Annotated in this window: 14 protein-coding genes and 1 riboswitch; of the genes, 5 read left to right on the forward strand and 9 right to left on the reverse strand. The window is 69.7% G+C overall.

From position 1 onward, the window contains the following. Positions 1–65 precede the first annotated feature (65 nt). The gene (locus tag QSK26_RS39540; protein WP_285780503.1) at positions 66–1,712 is read left to right on the forward strand and encodes a DNA repair helicase XPB; all 1,647 of its coding nucleotides are present in this window, start codon (positions 66–68) and stop codon (positions 1,710–1,712) included. Positions 1,713–1,902: 190 nt separating this feature from the next. Here the strand turns inward: QSK26_RS39540 and QSK26_RS39545 are convergent, their stop codons facing one another. Beyond that, positions 1,903–2,211, reverse strand: a complete 309-nt coding sequence (locus QSK26_RS39545) for a hypothetical protein (protein WP_285780504.1) — start codon at positions 2,209–2,211, stop codon at positions 1,903–1,905. Positions 2,212–2,382: 171 nt separating this feature from the next. On the opposite strand from QSK26_RS39545, the gene QSK26_RS39550 reads away from it, so the two are divergent. After that, positions 2,383–4,428: a HelD family protein gene (locus QSK26_RS39550; protein WP_285780505.1), complete on the forward strand. Its 2,046-nt coding sequence runs from the start codon at positions 2,383–2,385 to the stop codon at positions 4,426–4,428. A gap of 171 nt (positions 4,429–4,599) precedes the next feature. Continuing rightward, positions 4,600–5,271, forward strand: coding sequence for a hypothetical protein (locus QSK26_RS39555; RefSeq protein WP_285780506.1), 672 nt, complete (start codon positions 4,600–4,602; stop codon positions 5,269–5,271). A gap of 333 nt (positions 5,272–5,604) precedes the next feature. Here the strand turns inward: QSK26_RS39555 and QSK26_RS39560 are convergent, their stop codons facing one another. From QSK26_RS39560 to QSK26_RS39595, 8 genes are all read right to left on the reverse strand, one after another. Next, positions 5,605–6,462, reverse strand: coding sequence for a choice-of-anchor P family protein (locus QSK26_RS39560; protein ID WP_285780507.1), 858 nt, complete (start codon positions 6,460–6,462; stop codon positions 5,605–5,607). Positions 6,463–6,510: 48 nt separating this feature from the next. Then, the gene (locus QSK26_RS39565) at positions 6,511–7,227 is read right to left on the reverse strand and encodes a L,D-transpeptidase (RefSeq protein WP_285780508.1); all 717 of its coding nucleotides are present in this window, start codon (positions 7,225–7,227) and stop codon (positions 6,511–6,513) included. A gap of 397 nt (positions 7,228–7,624) precedes the next feature. Next, positions 7,625–9,250: a chaperonin GroEL gene (gene groL / locus QSK26_RS39570; protein WP_285780509.1), complete on the reverse strand. Its 1,626-nt coding sequence runs from the start codon at positions 9,248–9,250 to the stop codon at positions 7,625–7,627. Positions 9,251–9,661: 411 nt separating this feature from the next. Further along, complete coding sequence (locus tag QSK26_RS39575) at positions 9,662–9,862, reverse strand: cold-shock protein (RefSeq protein WP_127936975.1); 201 nt, start codon at positions 9,860–9,862, stop codon at positions 9,662–9,664. Positions 9,863–11,059: 1,197 nt separating this feature from the next. Continuing rightward, the gene (locus tag QSK26_RS39580; RefSeq protein ID WP_285780510.1) at positions 11,060–11,686 is read right to left on the reverse strand and encodes a ribonuclease FAU-1 family protein; all 627 of its coding nucleotides are present in this window, start codon (positions 11,684–11,686) and stop codon (positions 11,060–11,062) included. Between the two features lie 665 nt (positions 11,687–12,351). Continuing rightward, positions 12,352–12,630, reverse strand: coding sequence for a MoaD/ThiS family protein (locus QSK26_RS39585; RefSeq protein ID WP_285780511.1), 279 nt, complete (start codon positions 12,628–12,630; stop codon positions 12,352–12,354). Between the two features lie 43 nt (positions 12,631–12,673). Next, entirely contained in the window at positions 12,674–13,939 is a 1,266-nt protein-coding gene (gene thrC, locus QSK26_RS39590; protein ID WP_285780512.1) for a threonine synthase, read from the reverse strand. Positions 13,940–13,953: 14 nt separating this feature from the next. Next, positions 13,954–14,094: riboswitch (SAM riboswitch) on the reverse strand. A gap of 99 nt (positions 14,095–14,193) precedes the next feature. Next, positions 14,194–14,754, reverse strand: coding sequence for an RNA polymerase sigma factor (locus tag QSK26_RS39595; protein ID WP_285780513.1), 561 nt, complete (start codon positions 14,752–14,754; stop codon positions 14,194–14,196). Between the two features lie 105 nt (positions 14,755–14,859). Between QSK26_RS39595 and QSK26_RS39600 the strand changes: the two genes are divergently transcribed. Together QSK26_RS39600 and QSK26_RS39605 are read left to right on the forward strand one after the other, a co-directional pair. Continuing rightward, positions 14,860–16,290 (forward strand): alpha,alpha-trehalose-phosphate synthase (UDP-forming), encoded by a 1,431-nt coding sequence (locus QSK26_RS39600; RefSeq protein WP_285780514.1) that lies wholly within the window; start codon positions 14,860–14,862, stop codon positions 16,288–16,290. An 89-nt stretch (positions 16,291–16,379) separates the two neighbouring features. Beyond that, the gene (locus QSK26_RS39605) at positions 16,380–17,561 is read left to right on the forward strand and encodes an MFS transporter (protein WP_285780515.1); all 1,182 of its coding nucleotides are present in this window, start codon (positions 16,380–16,382) and stop codon (positions 17,559–17,561) included. Positions 17,562–17,579 lie beyond the last annotated feature (18 nt).

Consider the following 17,579-nt stretch of genomic DNA (forward strand, 5'->3'; position numbering starts at 1 on the left):
CGGGACTGTTCCGGCTCCTACTCTTGTTGGACAACCGTGAACGCCGTCGAAGGGGGGACGCAGCCGTGAACGACGGGCCGCTGATCGTGCAGTCGGACAAAACCCTGCTGCTGGAGGTCGACCATCCGAGCGCGGACCTGTGCCGCAAGGCGATCGCGCCGTTCGCGGAGCTGGAGCGCGCCCCGGAGCACGTGCACACCTACCGGATCACGCCGCTCGCGCTGTGGAACGCGCGAGCCGCCGGCCACGACGCCGAGCAGGTGATCGACGCGCTGATCTCGCACAGCCGCTACCCGGTGCCGCACGCGCTGCTGGTGGACATCGCCGAGGTCATGGCCCGGTACGGCAGGCTGCGCCTGGAGAAGGACCCGGTGCACGGGCTCACCCTCACCAGTACGGACCGGGCGGTGCTGGAGGAGGTGCTGCGGTCCAAGAAGATCCAGCCGATGCTGGGCGAGCGGCTGGGCGCCGACTCGGTGCAGGTGCACCCCTCCGAGCGCGGCACGCTCAAGCAGGCCCTGCTCAAGCTCGGCTGGCCGGCCGAGGACCTCGCCGGGTACGTCGACGGCGAGCACCACCCGATCCGGCTCGCCGAGGACGGCTGGACCCTGCGTCCCTACCAGCGGGAGGCGGCCGACGCCTTCTGGCACGGCGGGTCGGGCGTCGTGGTGCTGCCCTGCGGGGCGGGCAAGACGCTCGTCGGCGCCGCGGCCATGGCGCACGCCCAGGCGACCACGCTCATCCTGGTGACCAACACGGTCAGCGCCCACCAGTGGAAGCAGGAGCTGCTCAAGCGCACCTCGCTGACCGAGGACGAGATCGGCGAGTACACCGGCGCCAAGAAGGAGATCAGGCCGGTCACGATCGCCACCTACCAGGTCATGACGACCCGGCGGCAGGGCGTCTACCGGCACCTGGAGCTGTTCGACGCGCGTGACTGGGGGCTGGTCGTCTACGACGAGGTGCACCTGCTGCCCGCGCCCATCTTCCGGATGACCGCCGACCTCCAGGCGCGCCGCCGGGTCGGCCTCACCGCGACCCTGGTCCGCGAGGACGGCAGGGAGGGCGACGTGTTCTCGCTGATCGGCCCCAAGCGTTACGACGCGCCCTGGAAGGAGATGGAGAACCAGGGCTGGATCGCGCCGGCCGACTGCGTCGAGGTGCGGGTCACGCTGTCCGACGAGGAGCGTCTCGCCTACGCGATGGCCGAGGCCGAGGAGCGTTACCGCTTCTGCTCCACCACCTCCTCCAAGACCAGGGTCACCGAGGCGCTGGTGCGGCGGCACCTGGGCGAGCAGGTGCTGGTCATCGGCCAGTACATCGACCAGCTCGACGAGCTGGGCGAGCATCTCAACGCGCCGGTGATCAAGGGGGAGACCCGGGTCCGCGAGCGGGAGCGGCTCTTCCAGGCGTTCCGCGACAAGGAGTTGCAGGTCCTGGTGGTCTCCAAGGTGGCCAACTTCTCCATCGACCTGCCCGAGGCTTCGGTGGCGATCCAGGTCTCCGGCACCTTCGGCTCACGCCAGGAGGAGGCCCAGCGGCTCGGCCGGGTGCTGCGCCCCAAGGCGGACGGCGGGGGCGCGCGGTTCTACTCGGTGGTCAGCAGGGACACGGTGGACCAGGACTTCGCGGCGCATCGCCAGCGCTTCCTGGCCGAGCAGGGGTATGCCTACCAGATCGTGGACGCGGACGACGTGCTCGCCGGCGACTGACCGCCGCGCGCCGAACACGTCGTCCTTGTCAGATCCACGAAATTCCGCGGCTCCTGGACAAGAGAACCACCCCCTCGCTTGGCCCTAGGCTGGCCAACTGCGACATACCCCCCAATGATCTGTGCTACTCGCCGGACATGCCTGGCTTTTTCACCAAATTTCACGACATTGACGCAGAGTGTCGGAATGGTCACCCGACGAGCATTCCGCCCACGAACAATACGCCTTCCGCCGCCAGCCACGCCGCAATCGCCCCCGCCATCAACGACATGTAACTCCGCGGTGACGCGAACAGCCAGGCCGCCAGCGAGCACCCCGCCCCGATCACCGCGAACACGCTGGAGAACGTCGCCACCGTGTCCAGTCGCCGGGCGCAGTCCTCCGCCGACTCCCCCTGGCTGCAGAACGCCTCAAGCCCCCAGCCCGCGAAGACCGAAAAGCCCCACAGGGCGGCGAGCAGCAACACGGCCAAGGTCGGAATGACGGGCGCGAAGATCACTCGATCACGTGTCATCTTCTCCGGATCCCCACACTCTCCGAAGCCCGGCAAACGTTTTCCGGGCGGGCATTTAATACATCGTGGCAATCACAAAGCGGCGCTAGGCTAGCTGGTTCGCTGCCATTCTCGATGACCACCGCCCTTACTTACCACGCCAAGGAGGTCCTCCGCATGCCCGCACACCAGCTGGCCCCCGATATACAGGACGACCCTGGAGACGTCCTCGCCGCCGAGCAGGCCCACCTCGCGTCGGCCCGCGCCGCCCTCACCGCGATGCGCGAGTACGCCAAGTCGCTGTCCGCCGACGCGGCCGGCGACTGGGTGTCCCAGCAGATCCTGCAGGGGCTCCTCGACCAGCGGGTGGCCGCACTGGCCGACCACCCCGACACCCCGTTGTTCTTCGGCCGCCTGGACCGCGAGGCCGCCGCGCCCGACCCCGGCGACCCGGCCGAGGAGGAACTCCCCGCCACGATCTACGTCGGCCGCCGGCACGTGCACGACGAGCACCGGCACGCCCTGGTCATCGACTGGCGCGCCCCCGTCTCCCGGGCTTTCTACCAGGCCCAGCCCGCCGATCCGATGGGCGTCACGCTGCGCCGCCGGTTCGGCTACCACGGCGGCGCCCTGACCGCCTACGAGGACGAGCCCCTCGACCAGGGCGTCACGCTGACCGCCTCGCGCATCCTCACCGAGGAGATCGAGCGCCCGCGCACCGGCCCGATGCGCGACATCGTCGCCACCATCCAGCCCGACCAGGACGAGATCGTCCGCGCCGGCCTCACCCAGACCGTGTGCGTCCAGGGCGCGCCAGGCACCGGGAAGACCGCGGTCGGCCTGCACCGCGCGGCTTACCTGCTCTTCACGCACCGCGAGAAGCTGTCCCGCTCCGGCGTCATGATCGTCGGCCCCAACCGGGCCTTCCTGTCCTACATCTCCTCCGTGCTGCCCGCGCTGGGCGAGGTCAAGGTCGACCAGACCACGATCGCCGGCATCCTCGGCGACCACTCCGCGCCGGAGGATCCGCGGCTCTCCGCGCTCAAGGGCGACGCGCGCGTCGCGCCGGTACTCGAACGCGCCCTGTGGCTGCACGTCACCAAGCCCACCGAGGGCCTGCTGATCACCAAGGGCGCCAACCGCTACCGCGTCGCCGACCACGAGGTGCGTGAGATCGTCGCCTCGCTGCGCGGCACCACCCGGTACGGCCCCGGCCGCGCGGCCCTCGCGCAGCGGCTCGCGCACGCCGTGCTGGTCCGGATGGAGCAGCGCGGCGAGTCCCCCGACGACCGGGTGCAGGACGCGGTGGCCAGGTCCAAGCCGGTCAAGCAGCTCCTCGACGCCGTGTGGCCGAAGGTGAGCCCCGAGCAGGTGCTCTTCCGGTTGCTGTCCGACCGCGACTTCCTGGCCGCCACCGCGAAGTCCGACCTGACCGAGGCGGAACAGGAGCTGCTGAGCTGGGCCAAGCCGCCCAGGTCGTGGAAGTCCGCCAAGTGGTCGGCCGCCGACGCCGCCCTGCTGGACGAGCTGGCCGACCTCTCCGAGCGCACCCCGTCCATCGGGCACATGGTCGTCGACGAGGCCCAGGACCTCTCCGCGATGCAGCTGCGCGCGCTCGGCCGGCGCTGCCGTACGGGCTCGGCGACCGTGCTCGGCGACCTCGCCCAGGGCACCACGCCCTGGTCCACCAGCTCGTGGACCGCGGTCCTCGGGCACCTCGGCCAGCCCGCGGGCGAGGTGACCGAGCTGACCCTCGGCTTCCGCGTGCCCCGCGAGGTCCTCGACTACGCCGCCCGCCTGCTGCCGGCCGTCGCCCCCGGCCTCGCCGCCCCGCGCTCCCTGCGCCCCGGCACCGGCTCCCTCACCGTACGGCGGGCCGCCGACCTCGGCCCGGCCGTCGAGGAAGCGGTCCGGGAGGCCCTCACCCGCGAGGGTTCCATCGGCGTGATCGTCCCCGACGCGGCGGTCCCCGCCGTCTCGGCCGCCCTCGCCTCCCACGACCACGCGATCCTGCGCCCCGACGGCACCGGCGAGCACCGCCTCCTGGTCATCCCGGCCACCCTGGCGAAGGGCCTGGAGTACGACCACGTGATCGTGGCCGAACCCACCGCCATCGTCGAAGCCGAACCGCGCGGCCTGGCCCGCCTCTACGTCGTCCTCACCCGGGCCGTCACGTCGTTGACCGTCCTGCACACCGAGGACCTCCCCGCCGCTCTCACCTGATCGTCCGCACACCGAAAAGCTCCCCGAACCGATGTTCGGGGAGCTAACCTTTTGCAGTCAAGCGAGCACGGAGTGCGACGAACCGACTCCGAAAAAGCTTACCCCGGGGAGCTTGCAAGCAGAGGCTCATCCCGGGGCACCTGACTGAAGGTTATCACGGAAGGACGGACAGTGGCCAGAACGGTCGCGGAACATGTCACGAGAACACTCTCCGCGGAGCGCTTCGCGCCTTATCTCGCAGCCTCCGGGCACGCCCCCGAGCGCGCATTGCGGCTGTATGCGTGGAACATCGAGATGTCGGCGGCGTTCCACGGCCCGCTGCACGTCCTGGAGGTCTCGTTACGCAACGCGCTGCACAACCAGCTGACCTCCCTGTGCGGTCGCCCCGACTGGTGGCACTCTCCCGCGATCGGGCTCGACGTGACCAGCGCGATGAAGGTCGACGCCGCGAAAAGGGTCGTGGCGGCCCTGCATGTCACCCCCACCCCGGGACATATCGTGGCCGAACTCTCCTTCGGTTTCTGGGGCACCCTGCTTTCCGGCAAGCACACGTACGAGATGCGCCTGTGGCGCCCCGCCCTCCATCGCGCGTTCCCGGCCTATCACGGTCCCAGACGCCCTCTCTATCAGGACCTCTATCACCTGAGACGACTGCGGAACCGCATCGCTCATCACGAGCCCATCCATCAGCGCCATCTGACCGCGGACTACGACAGCATTCTCCGCATCCTCGGCTACATCTCCCCCAAGACCGCCGAATGGGTGAAGGTCAACGAGCGGGTGTCGGAGGTGCTGGGGAGGCGGGGCGGGGTGTGTGCGGCGATGGTGCCGACGCGATTCTGAGGGTGTTCATCCCGCGTGGTGTCCCTGCGGCGCCGGGGAATCGCCGGTAGAAGTGCGGGCGGTTTCTCGGGCGGGCGGTGCAGGCGGTCATGACATGCCGAAGCCGCCGACCGGCTGTGGATCGCCGGCGGCGGCGAGGTGGACATCGGAACGCGAAGCTACCGGCCGGCGTTCCGATGTCCCCTGCTGCTGCCGATCGCTCGGCTCGCACGCCGTACGACCCTCAAGGCCGCACCACTGTCAGGCGTGCGCGTTCAGGTCGTGGTGCCGGTGGACCGTGCGGTTCCGAGCCGCGCCGTCCCGGGGGCACCCGCCTGGGGGTACGGCCCGCCGTCAGCCGGTGACCGGGAGGGAGACCTTGCTGGGCAGCGGCGCGGGGGCCTGCTCCTTGACGTTCTCGACCGCGGTCTTGATGTCGTCGGAGCCCTGGTCGGTGTTGCCGTGCACGCCGCCGACCTCGCCGGAGTCGCCCTGGCCCGCGCCATCCTGACCGGCGCCGCCCTGGCCCGCACCGCCCTGACCCGCGCCACCCTGACCTGCGCCACCCTGGCCGGCGCCGCCCTGGCCGCCCTCCTGGCCGCCGGTCTCGCTGACGCCGCCGCGGGCGCCGCAGGTCACCGAGGCGACGTCGACCCGCTGGGACTTGCCGTTCGGTAGCGGGACGCTGACCTCCATGGCGGTGACGGACAGGCGGCCGTCAGCCCGGCGGAACTGCTTGTTCAGCGTCACCGACGCGGTGCCGTACTTCTCGATGGTCACCGGGATGACGGTGTTCGGCGCCGGAGCGGCGTCGATCGTGCGGCCGCCGATGTTGGCGTGCGTGAGGTTGGCGGTCCCGCGGCCGTTGCTGCACCTGGCGGTGACGGCCTCGGCCGTGATCGCCTTGTCCAGCGTCGCCACGTCGGCCGCGCTGGCCCGCGAGTTGGCCGAGTTCGCCTGCACGAGGAGGCCGGAGGCGGTGATCAGCCCGTTGGTGGGCTCCTGGAACAGGCTGCGGCGTGCGATCGCGCCGTTGGGCGAGGACACCGCGGGCAGCGGCGGGATCGCCACCGGGCCGGTGGCGGAGAGCCCGTAGGCGCTGCCCGGAGGCTGCTCGGTGTCCGCCTGCGAGGCCGGCGAGACGCCGATCAGCGCGACGGCGGCGCCGACGGCTAGCGCCGACGTCGCCAGCACATGCTTACGTAGACCCATGCTTTCCCCCTGAGATGGAGATACCAGTACGACGGCTAGGCGATGGACCTAGCGCGTGATGATGACGAGGGTGCCGAGCGGTACCCGCGACAGCGTGTGCAGTGCGTCGTCAGGCACTCGCACGCACCCGTGACTGACGGCCTTGCCGAAGACCGACGTGTCCGGCCATCCGTGGAACGCGACGGTTCCCGGCCCGCCGCCATAGGAGTCCAGCGTCGCCGAATGTGCCCCCGTGGGCATGACGAGATCGCCGGCATCCTTGCCGCTCGGGAGGAGCGAGGCGAGCAGGAAGGTTCGTCCGAGCGGTGTGGGCGTCTTGGGTGCGCCCACCGCGACGGTCCACTGGCCCGCCGTACGCCCGGATTCGAAGACCGTCAGACGACGAGCGGACGTCTCGACCGTGATCAGGTACGGAGTCCTGGCGATCTGCAGATCACCCCTGTCCCCCGAGATCCACCCCGTCGCGCGGTTGGGACGCGACGGCAGGAGAACCCTGATCCATCCCGGCGTGGTCTCCACGACCGGGACCCAGGTCGGATTGCCCAGCTGCAGACTGGGCAACTCCGCCACGGGCGGGCCGCCTGGCCAGGCGTGCACCACCCGTGAGGCGACCGGATGCACCACCACTCCCGACCCCGCACTGAAGGGAGCGGTGTCCAGCGGCGCCTCTTCCAGCCTCGTGTACGTCGTCGCCTGCGCCAGGGAGGTCATCCCCGTCGCGAACGACGAGGCAGAACCCGTCGTAAGCGCCAGGAGAGCGGCCACGACGAGGATTCCGCCACGCGGCATCCGTCGTGACCCACGATGACTCATGAAAGCTCCCCTGAGTTGGCTGTCCGTCCGGGGGAGGCTATCGAGGGCTCACAGACCGGGTCCGCCGCCCGGGAAAGAGCAGACCCAAGGTTTACAAACCGCTGGTGCGACCACTTTCCCCCGGACTCCGGGGCATCGTGCGCCGGGCCGTCCCGGGGCGTCCCGGGGCGTCCCGGGGCGTCCCGGGGCGTCCCGGGGCGTCGTACGGCGGAGCGGTGGGCGGCCGGAGCCGGGGCGTAGAGGCGTACAGCGGGCCTGGCTCAGAGGTGTGCGGGCCCGGGTGGACGCGAAGAAGGGGCGGTCCCGGGATGGGACCGCCCCCTCTTTGAGGAGCGTTGGACTCCGAGGATCAGAAGTCCATGTCTCCGCCACCGGGCATGGCCGGAGCGGGGGCAGCCTTCTCGGGCTTCTCCGCGATGACCGCCTCGGTGGTGAGGAACAGGGCCGCGATGGACGCCGCGTTCTGCAGCGCCGAACGGGTCACCTTGGCCGGGTCGATGATGCCCGACTCGAACATGTTGACGTACTCACCGCTCGCGGCGTTGAGGCCCTCGCCCGGAGTGAGGTTGCGCACCTTCTCCACCACGACGCCGCCCTCAAGGCCGGCGTTGACGGCGATCTGCTTCAGCGGCTCCTCAAGAGCCTTGCGCACGATCGCGGCACCGGTGGCCTCGTCACCCTGGAGCTCGAGCTTGTCGAACGCCTTGGCGCCGGCCTGCAGCAGCGCCACGCCACCACCGGGGACGATGCCCTCCTCGACGGCCGCCTTCGCGTTACGCACGGCGTCCTCGATGCGGTGCTTGCGCTCCTTGAGCTCGACCTCGGTGGCCGCGCCGGCCTTGATGACGGCCACGCCGCCGGCCAGCTTGGCGAGACGCTCCTGGAGCTTCTCACGGTCGTAGTCGGAGTCGGTGTTGTCGATCTCGGCACGGATCTGGTTGACCCGGCCCGCGATCTGCTCGGCGTCACCGGCGCCGTCCACGATGGTGGTCTCGTCCTTGGTGACGACCACCTTGCGCGCCCGGCCCAGCAGGTCCAGCGTCGCGGTCTCCAGCTTCAGGCCGAGCTCCTCGGCGACGACCTGACCACCGGTCAGCGTCGCGATGTCACCCAGCATCGCCTTACGGCGGTCACCGAAGCCCGGAGCCTTGACGGCGACCGAACGGAACAGGCCGCGGATCTTGTTGACGACGAGGGTGGCCAGGGCCTCGCCCTCGATGTCCTCGGCGATGATCAGCAGCGGCTTGCCGGCCTGCACGACCTTGTCGAGCAGCGGCAGCAGGTCCTTGTTCGCCGAGATCTTGGAGTTGACGATCAGGATGTAGGGGTCCTCGAGGACGGCCTCCATCCGCTCCGGGTCCGTCACGAAGTACATCGACGTGAGGCCCTTGTCGAAGCGCATGCCCTCGGTGAGCTCAAGCTCCAGGCCGAAGGTGTTGCTCTCCTCGACGGTGATGACGCCTTCCTTGCCGACCTTGTCCATCGCCTCGGCGATCATCTCGCCGATCTGGACGTCGCCGGCGGAGATGGAGGCCGTGGAAGCGATCTGCTCCTTGGTCTCCACGTCCTTGGCCAGCTTGGAGAGCTCCTCGCTGACCCGCTCGACGGCGGACTCGATGCCCCGCTTCAGGGACATCGGGTTGGCGCCGGCGGCCACGTTGCGCAGCCCCTCACGCACCAGCGCCTGGGCGAGCACGGTAGCGGTCGTGGTGCCGTCACCCGCGACGTCGTCCGTCTTCTTGGCGACTTCCTTGACCAGCTCGGCGCCGATCTTCTCCCACGGGTCCTCGAGCTCGATCTCCTTGGCGATGGACACACCATCGTTGGTGATCGTGGGAGCGCCCCACTTCTTCTCCAGCACGACGTTGCGGCCCTTGGGACCAAGGGTCACCTTGACGGCGTCGGCGAGCTGGTTCATACCGCGCTCGAGACCGCGCCGGGCGTCCTCGTCAAACGCGATCATCTTGGCTGCCATACGGCTAGACCTCCCAGATACAGGGTGGCTTGCAGCGGATCGAGCCGACGCCCGCGACGGCATGTGGACCCGCTTGCCCACGGCACCGGTCGCCGTGGTCGGCGAGGCCCCATCGCCTCGATCCCAGTATTGTCACTCTCGACAGAAGAGTGCCAACGACTGTTTAGCACTCTACCCTGCCGAGTGCAAGCGCAGACCCTGCTGACCTGGGTCAAATCCAGGCACGCGGCTTGGTGTCGTCCTGGAGCTCATGGGGTAGTCGGGGGTCACGCTGCCGGCGGAGCCCGGCAGACCAGGGCTCACTCGCGATGCCGCATGATCTGCCGGAACTCCCCGGCGAGTCTGTGACTTGCCTCACCCGCTCGGCGATCCGGGTGCTCCCGTCTCCGCCGGCGGACCGACTGACTCGGCTCAGACCGCCCTGACGGACTCCGCCTGAGGGCCCTTCTGGCCTTGAGTGATCTCGAATTCGACCCGCTGACCCTGCTCTAACGCACGGTAGCCGTCCATCAAGATTGCCGAGTAATGGACAAACACATCCTTACCACCGTCTACCGCGATGAAGCCGTAGCCCTTGTCCGCGTTGAACCATTTGACGGTGCCCTGCGCCACTTTCCGACTCCTCTTGCTGGGCTCAGGACCGAGCCCATTCCTCTGCCCGGCCCGTGATCTCAGAGCCGAGATGCCGCGCGAAGTCAGGAACTCCCTGTCAAACAGGGGGTCAACTTCTTACGGACTCGCTACGTCGATCGCCTCGACCATACCTGTGGTACGCCTTTGGGCAACAGAGTCAGGCCGCAAACTCGTTCTTGCCGTTCGCTCATAGCGGGAAGGGGAGAATTTTCTTCTAACCAATGCTTAGTTAAAGGTTGCATCATTTGCTATGACAGGAAAGGAACTAGGACACATTGCCGGTGTCACGGCAGACCCGCCGTACCGGCCCATTCCCCGTGGTGGACCGCCTTTCCACACACACGGCGACCTTCTCCGCACGCGCCGCACATCCCCGACGCCCTTCCCTCGCCACCATACGGCGGCGCGGCGGCGGGTGCGCGGGGGCGAGTGACGGTTTTCGGAGGAGCAGAGTGACGGCGGGGTACACACCGGCTATCCGAGGGACACAGATAACAATCCAGAGGGTAAGGGCATCAAAGCAACCCTTGGTTGATGATGTGGGGCGAAATGTCCTTTTTTAGTGGGATGAATGGTGGTGGGTGTCAGATGGCCGGGGCTGCTGATTGAGGGGGAGGGGCGGTACGTGTTGGGGGCGGTTGGGGAATCGCCTTCGGGGCTTCTCGGGGCTTCTCGGGGCTTCTCCGGGGCTTCTCCGGGGCGCCGCGACGGTGAGAGGTGGTGCGGCGTTGCCCGGCGCCTGTGGGCGCGACCGCAACCCATGGGCGCACCCCTGAACAACCAGGCGCACAACTGTGAGACCAGTGCCTATAAGCGGTGCCGCCGCCCATGACGTCAGCCAGCGCCCCCTATCAGTTCCCCTCCCCCTCATCGCCATTCACTCCTCCCCATCATCAGCTTCATCACCACTCATCCCTCCCAGCCCCCTCACCGCTCACCACTACTTGCCCCTCACGGACTCACTCTCACTAACAGTCACCCTCATCCCCATTCACCTCAGCTCACTCGCTGTTACCACTACTCACTTTGCTCGCCGCTCGCCTCTGACCGGCTTCATCCTCACCTTTCGCGGAGGAGTGATCGGTGTGAGGCGTTGGTGATGTGTGGGGGTGAGGGTGGGGGTTCGTCCCCCGACCTCTCACCAGCGCCGAACCTCACCAGCAGGGGTGGGAGGGGTTAGAGGACGCGGAGGGTGGGGGTTGGGGGGAGGGTGGGGGTTCGCCAGGAGCGGGGTGGAGTGAAGTTGCACCAGGTGCCGTCGAAGGGGAAGGCGGCGGTTTCGGCGAGGCGGGCGACGCGCCGGCCTTCCTCGCGGATGGACGCGGCCTCGTCGGCCGACCAGTAGGCGGGATGGCCGGTCTTCTCGGCGAAGGACTCCTCGTCCTTCCAGGTCCACGAGCGGTCCGGGGCGATCCACAGGTCCAGCTCGTGGTCGGCGACGTCGATGTCCTCCTCGCGGTGGATCCGGCGTTCCAGGTTGACGTACCAGCCGCGGAACCTGCGCCAGGCGCCGAACAGCCAGAAGACGGAGTACGCCGCGCCGGTGGGCTGGTAGATCAGCGCGTTGCCCTGGGACCAGCGTGCGGCGTGTACGGGGTAGCCATCGGCGGGACGCTTCTCCGGCGGGATGTCACGTAGATGAGTCCCCGCGGGCAGGTTCGACCGCCACATGGGGGTCCCCTTCTTCAACCACACCAACTGCCCGCCCGCCGTGTGCTCCACGACCCGCACCGGCACCGAGGTGCTCAGGTGACCGCCGACGAAAAGGTTCCACCGCACGACGTGCCCCGGCTCGACAGACATAAAGTCGATCATGTCACCCGTCCCGCCCTCGACTACGATCACCCTCCCCCGGAACCCCCACACCGCGCCGTACCAGGGCGCCGGGAACCACCGCTCCACAACTCACCGCCGCGGCGCCCAGGAAAGCCACACCAACCCTCAAAGCCCGCAGCGCTTCTAACCAACGAGTTGGAAGCAGGCACGCCCCCCAAGGACCAGTCACACTCGCAAGAGGTTGTACTCGCAAGAGGCAGTCGCACTCGCTAGAGGAGGTCCGCCGTCACCCGGCACCACCAGACGGGATCACCAACCGCCGCCAGACGCCCGCCCGCCACCGCCGGAAGCCCGCCCACCACATCGGACGCTCGCCCGCCGCCGCTGGAAGCCCGCCAGCCAACACCAAACACTCGCCTACCATCGCCGGACGCTCGCCCACCATTGCCAGACAGTGGCTATCAACACCAGACACTCGCCGGTCGCCGCCAAACGCCCCCCACCAGACGCTCGGCCACCACCACCGGACGCCGCCCCCACCAGACGCTGCCGCCGCCAGACGCCCGCCCACCACCAGACGGTCGCCCGCCACCACCCGGCGGTCGCCCACCCCCAGACCCCGCTGGCAACAGACCCCTACAAACAAAACCCGGCCGGTGCCCAGGTGGGCGTCGGCCGGGGAGGGGGTGGGGCTATTGGCCGCCGGCGACGGCGGGGATGACGGAGACCTGGGCGCCGTTGGGGGTGGGGGTTTCGAGGCCCTCGGCGAAGCGGACGTCCTCGTCGCCCACGTAGACGTTGACGAAGCGGCGGAGCTTGCCGGACTCGTCGAGGATGCGGGCGCCGATGCCGGGGTAGTCGGCGTCGAGCTTCTGCAGGACGTCGCGGAGGGTCGCGCCTTCAGCGGTGACGTCCGCCGCGCCACCGGTGTAGGTGCGCAGAATCGTGGGAATCCGCACGGAGACGCTCATACTCGTAGCTCACTTTCGTTTCGTTGGTACGTCGGGGAGGCGGTCAGCCGGATACGGCGTCGCGGAAGGCGTCGAGCGAGGGGCGGATGATCGCGCTGGGGCGGGCCTGCGCGGACACGGCGTCGAGGGTCTTGAGGCCGTCGCCGGTGTTGAGCACCACGGTCTCGGCGTCGGGGGCGAGCCGGCCCTCCGCGACCAGCTTACGCAGCACGCCGACGGTGACGCCGCCGGCGGTCTCGGCGAAGATGCCCTCGGTGCTCGCCAGGAGGCGGATGGCGTCCACGATCTCGGCGTCGGTGACGTCCTCGACGGCCCCACCGGTACGGCGGGCGATGTCCAGCACGTAGGGCCCGTCGGCCGGGTTGCCGATGGCCAGCGACTTGGCGATGGTGTCCGGCTTGACCGGCTGGATCACGTCGCGGTCGGCGCGGTAGGCGGTGGAGACCGGGGAGCAGCCGGCGGCCTGCGCACCGAAGATCTTGTACGGCTTGTCCTCGACCAGGCCGAGCTTGATCAGTTCACCGAAGCCCTTGTCGATCTTCGTGAGCTGCGAGCCGGAGGCGACCGGGATGACGATCTGGTCGGGAAGCCGCCAGCCGAGCTGCTCGGCGATCTCGTAGGCGAGCGTCTTGGAGCCCTCGGCGTAGTAAGGCCGCAGGTTGACGTTGACGAATCCCCACTTGTCGCCCATCGGGTCGCCGATGAGCTCGGAGCAGAAGCGGTTGACCTCGTCGTAGGTGCCCTGGATGCCGACCAGCCGCCCGCCGTACACGGAGGCCATGACGATCTTGGCTTCTTCGAGGTCGGCGGGGATGAAGACGCAGGCGTCGAGTCCGGCGCGGGCGGCCGCGGCGGTGACCGCGCCGGCGAGGTTGCCGGTGGAGGAGCAGGACAGCGTGTGGAAGCCGAAGTTGCGCGCGGCCTGGACGGCGATGGCCACCACGCGGTCCTTGAAGGAGTGGGTGGGGTTGCCCGAGTCGTCCTTGACGTGCAGGGAGCGCAGGCCGAGCTCGCGGGCGAGCCGGTCGGCGCGGACCAGCCTGGTCCAGCCGGGGGCCATGTTGGGCGTGCTGAGCACGTCGGCGGGGACGGGGAGCAGCGAACGGTAACGCCAGATGTTCGTCGGTCCCGCGGCGATCTGCTCCCGGCTGACCGGGCCGAACTCGTAGGCGATTTCCAGCGGCCCGAAACACTCGATACAGGCGAAGCTGGGGCCGAGGTCATAACGGGTGCCGCATTCGCGACAGGACAGCGCGGCGGCGGGGCCGAAGTCGACGGTGGTGGGCTGGTCTGCGGTTCCGAGCGCCATGAAGCGAGGCCTTTCCCTCATCTTCGCCCGCGACCACCCTGGTCACGGGCCGGAATTGGCACCTGTCCCGGCCGGCCTCGCCACGACTGCGAGCACGAACCGGGAGGGTTGCCGGGGCTTCGCAGGGCCGGTCCCTCCACCCCTCTGGATGAGCAATATGAAGTTGTCGGTCGGCCGCGATTTCCGGCAGACCCGTGAAAACTGTACATCGCCCGTCAGCTCACCTGACGGGCTGTCTCACTGTGCGAGACAGTCTAGGCGAGGCCGTAGGCGTCCCCAAGCGCGGCCTGGACGTACTTCCTGGCCTGATGGATACGGGATTTCGCGGTGCCGAGCGGGATGCCGAGCTGCTCGGCCACCTCGGCGTAGTCGAGCTGGCAGATGTCGCGCAGCACCAGCGCCTGCGCGAGGTCGGGCTTGTCGGACTCCAGCGCCTCCATCGCGTCGAGCAGGTCGAGGCGGGAGCCCGCGATCACGCTCACCCGCCGCGCGTCCGGCCGCTGCAACGGCAGCTCGTCGGAGCTCTGCTCGGCCGCCCGCCGCTTGAGCGAGCGGTAGGTCGTGCGCGCGCAGTTGGCCGTCACGATGTGCAGCCAGGTGCTGAACCTGGACCGCCCCTCGAACCGCCCGATGTTACGGGCGACCGCGAGGAGCGTGTCCTGGCATGCCTCTTCGGCGTCTTGGTGATAAGGCAGTATGCGGGCGCAATGCCGCAGCACGTCGGGCTCGATCCGCTTCAACAGCTCGCCGAGCGCCCTGTGGTCACCTTGCGCGGCGCCACGGGCCAGCTCTTCGGTCGTCTCGTCCAGCGCCATTCGGGGTCCCCATCATGCGTCGCGTCCAGGACATCCTATGGTCGGGGGTCAAGGTTGGTTAACCTTCCGGCAAGCGTCCCATGGCGAGGGAACGGTGGTCGATCGATGAATGCTGTCCTGGTGGCCTCCAACCGGGGCCCGGTCTCCTTCACCCTGTCCGAAGACGGCGGCCTCACCATGCGCCGGGGCGGCGGCGGGCTGGTCTCCGGCCTGTCCGGCGTGACCAAGGACATGGACGTGCTGTGGGTCTGCGCGGCACTGTCCGACGGCGACCGCTCCGCCGTACGGCTGGCGCCGGGCGGCCGGCTGGACCACGCGGGCTACGACACCGGCGCCCTGCGCATGCTCGACATCCCGCCCTCCACCTTCCACCGTGCCTACAACGCCATCGCCAACTCCACGCTCTGGTTCGTCAACCACCTGCTCTACGACACCCCCAACTCGCCGCAGTTCGGCAGGAGGTTCCGCCGGGAGTGGGAGTCCTTCCAGTCCTACAACGCGGCGTTCGCGCTGGCGCTGGCGGAGGAGGCCGGGCCGGGGGCGCGGGCGATGATCCAGGACTACCACCTGACGCTGGCGCCCGCGATGCTCCGCGGCGAGCGGCCCGACATCCGGATCGCGCACTTCTCGCACACTCCGTGGGCGCCGCCGGAGTACTTCTCGCTGCTGCCGGACGAGGTGGCGGTCGAGGTGCTGGCGGGCATCCTGGGCGCGGACCACGCGGGCTTCCTCACCGAGCGGTGGGCGACCGCGTTCATGGACTGCTGCGAGGCGATGCTGGGCGCCGAGGTGGACCGGCCCGGCCATACGGTCACCTATGAGGACAGGACCACCCGGATCGGCGTGCACGGGCTCGGTGTGGACGGCGACACGCTGTGGGCGCGCGCGCTGGAGCCGGATGTCGAGTCGCACATGGCGGCGCTGCGGCACCAGGTCGGCGACTGCCGGCTGATCGTCAGGATCGACCGCACCGAGCTGTCCAAGAACATCGTGCGCGGGCTGCTGGCCTACCGCGAGTTCCTCGCCGCGCACCCGGAGTGGCACGGGCGGGTGGTGCACCTGGCCTTCGCCTATCCCTCCCGGCACGACCTGCCGGAGTACCGCGAGTACACCGCGGCCGTGCAGCGCTGCGCCAAGGAGATCGAGGACGAGTTCGGCACCGAGGACTGGGATCCGCTCATCCTCAACGTCAACGACGACTACCCGCGCTCCCTGGCCGCCTACCGGCTGGCCGACGTGCTGCTGGTCAACCCGATCAGGGACGGGATGAACCTCGTGGCCAAGGAGGGTCCCGTGCTGTCGCCGCGCTGCGCGCTGGTGCTCTCCCGCGAGGCGGGCGCGGCGGCCGAGCTGGGCGGGGACGCGCTGCTGGTCAACCCCTACGACGTGGGCGGCACGGCGGAGGCGCTGTACGACGCGCTGGTCATGCCCGAGCACGAGCGGCTGGCCCGGGGCGGGCGGCTGAGGGCGGCCTCGACCGCGCTGCCGCCGAGCGCGTGGTTCACCGACCAGCTCACGGCCCTGGAGCTCACCTGATTCTCACTCCGGCGCTCTGTCCCCTCACCTGAACTATCCCTACGATTGGTCAGGTTTGCCGTATTTCCTGGGGGGACAACCGAGTGAGTGTGGACTCGTCTGCCGTCAAGCTGGTCCGTGACCGGGCAACCTGGCTCATCTACCTCCAACTCTCCATCTTCGCCACCTACCTGTACGGCCTGAGCGGCGCACTCCCCCTCCTCCGCATCGACCTGGGATTCTCCCCGACCGTCGCCGGCCTGCACGGCACCGCGATGGCGGCGGGCGGCGTCACCGCCGGCCTGATGCTCGCCCGGATCACCGCGCGCTTCGGCCGCAGGGCCGCGACCTGGGCCGGCCTCGCCGGCATGAACCTCGGCGTCCTGCTGGTGATCCTCGGCCACACCCTGCCGATGACCCTGCTCGGCTTCGGCCTGGCCGGCGGGGCCGGCACACTGTCCCTCTACATCGGCATGGCCGCCCTCAGTGACCACCACGGCAGGGCCGGCGCCGCCGCCATCAGCGAGGCCAACGCGGTCGCCGTGCTGCTCGGCATCGCCGTCTCCCTCGCGGTGAGCGCCGCCGCCCACACCGCGTACGGCTGGCGCGTCGCGCTGCTGGCCACCCCGATCCTGACCGTGTCGGTCGTCCTCGCGATGGGCCGCGTCTGGATCCCGGAGGCGGACCCGGCCGGGCCGCGGACGGTCGCGCCGGCGGCCCGGCGGGAGCCGTACGGGTGGCGGTTCCATGTGGCGACGGCGGTGCTCTTCTGCTGCGTGGCGCTGGAGTTCGGGTTCAACATGTGGGCGGCCGAGCTGGTCACGGTGCGCACCGGGCTGGACCCGGGGACGGCCGCGACGGCGCTGACCGCGTTCACCGCCGGGCTGGCGGCCGGGCGGTTCGCGGGGGCGCGGCTCGCGCTCACCATCGCCGCGGCGCCGCTGCTGACCGGGGCGCTCGCGGTCACCGCGGGCGGCTGGACGATCTTCTGGCTGAGCACCCACCCGGTCCTCGCCTACGCCGGGCTGATCCTGTGCGGGCTCGGCGTGGCACTGCACTTCCCGCTGTCGCTGAGCCAGGTGATCGCCGCCGCGAGCGCCCGCCCCGACCAGGCCGCCGCCATGGCGGCCGTGGCGGCGGGCGTCGCGAGCGGGGCGGGCCCCTTCGCGCTCGGCGCGCTCGCCGACGGCTTCGGCGCCCACAGCGCCTTCCTGCTCACCCCGATCCTGATCGCGCTGGCCGTCGCCGGGGTGCTCACGGCCGCGCCGCGCCGCACGGCTAACGCGACCTGAGCGCCACCGCCGGCCCGC

This window comes from Microtetraspora sp. NBRC 13810 (genome assembly GCF_030268685.1).
In the GTDB taxonomy this organism is placed as follows: Bacteria; Actinomycetota; Actinomycetes; order Streptosporangiales; family Streptosporangiaceae; genus BSRQ01.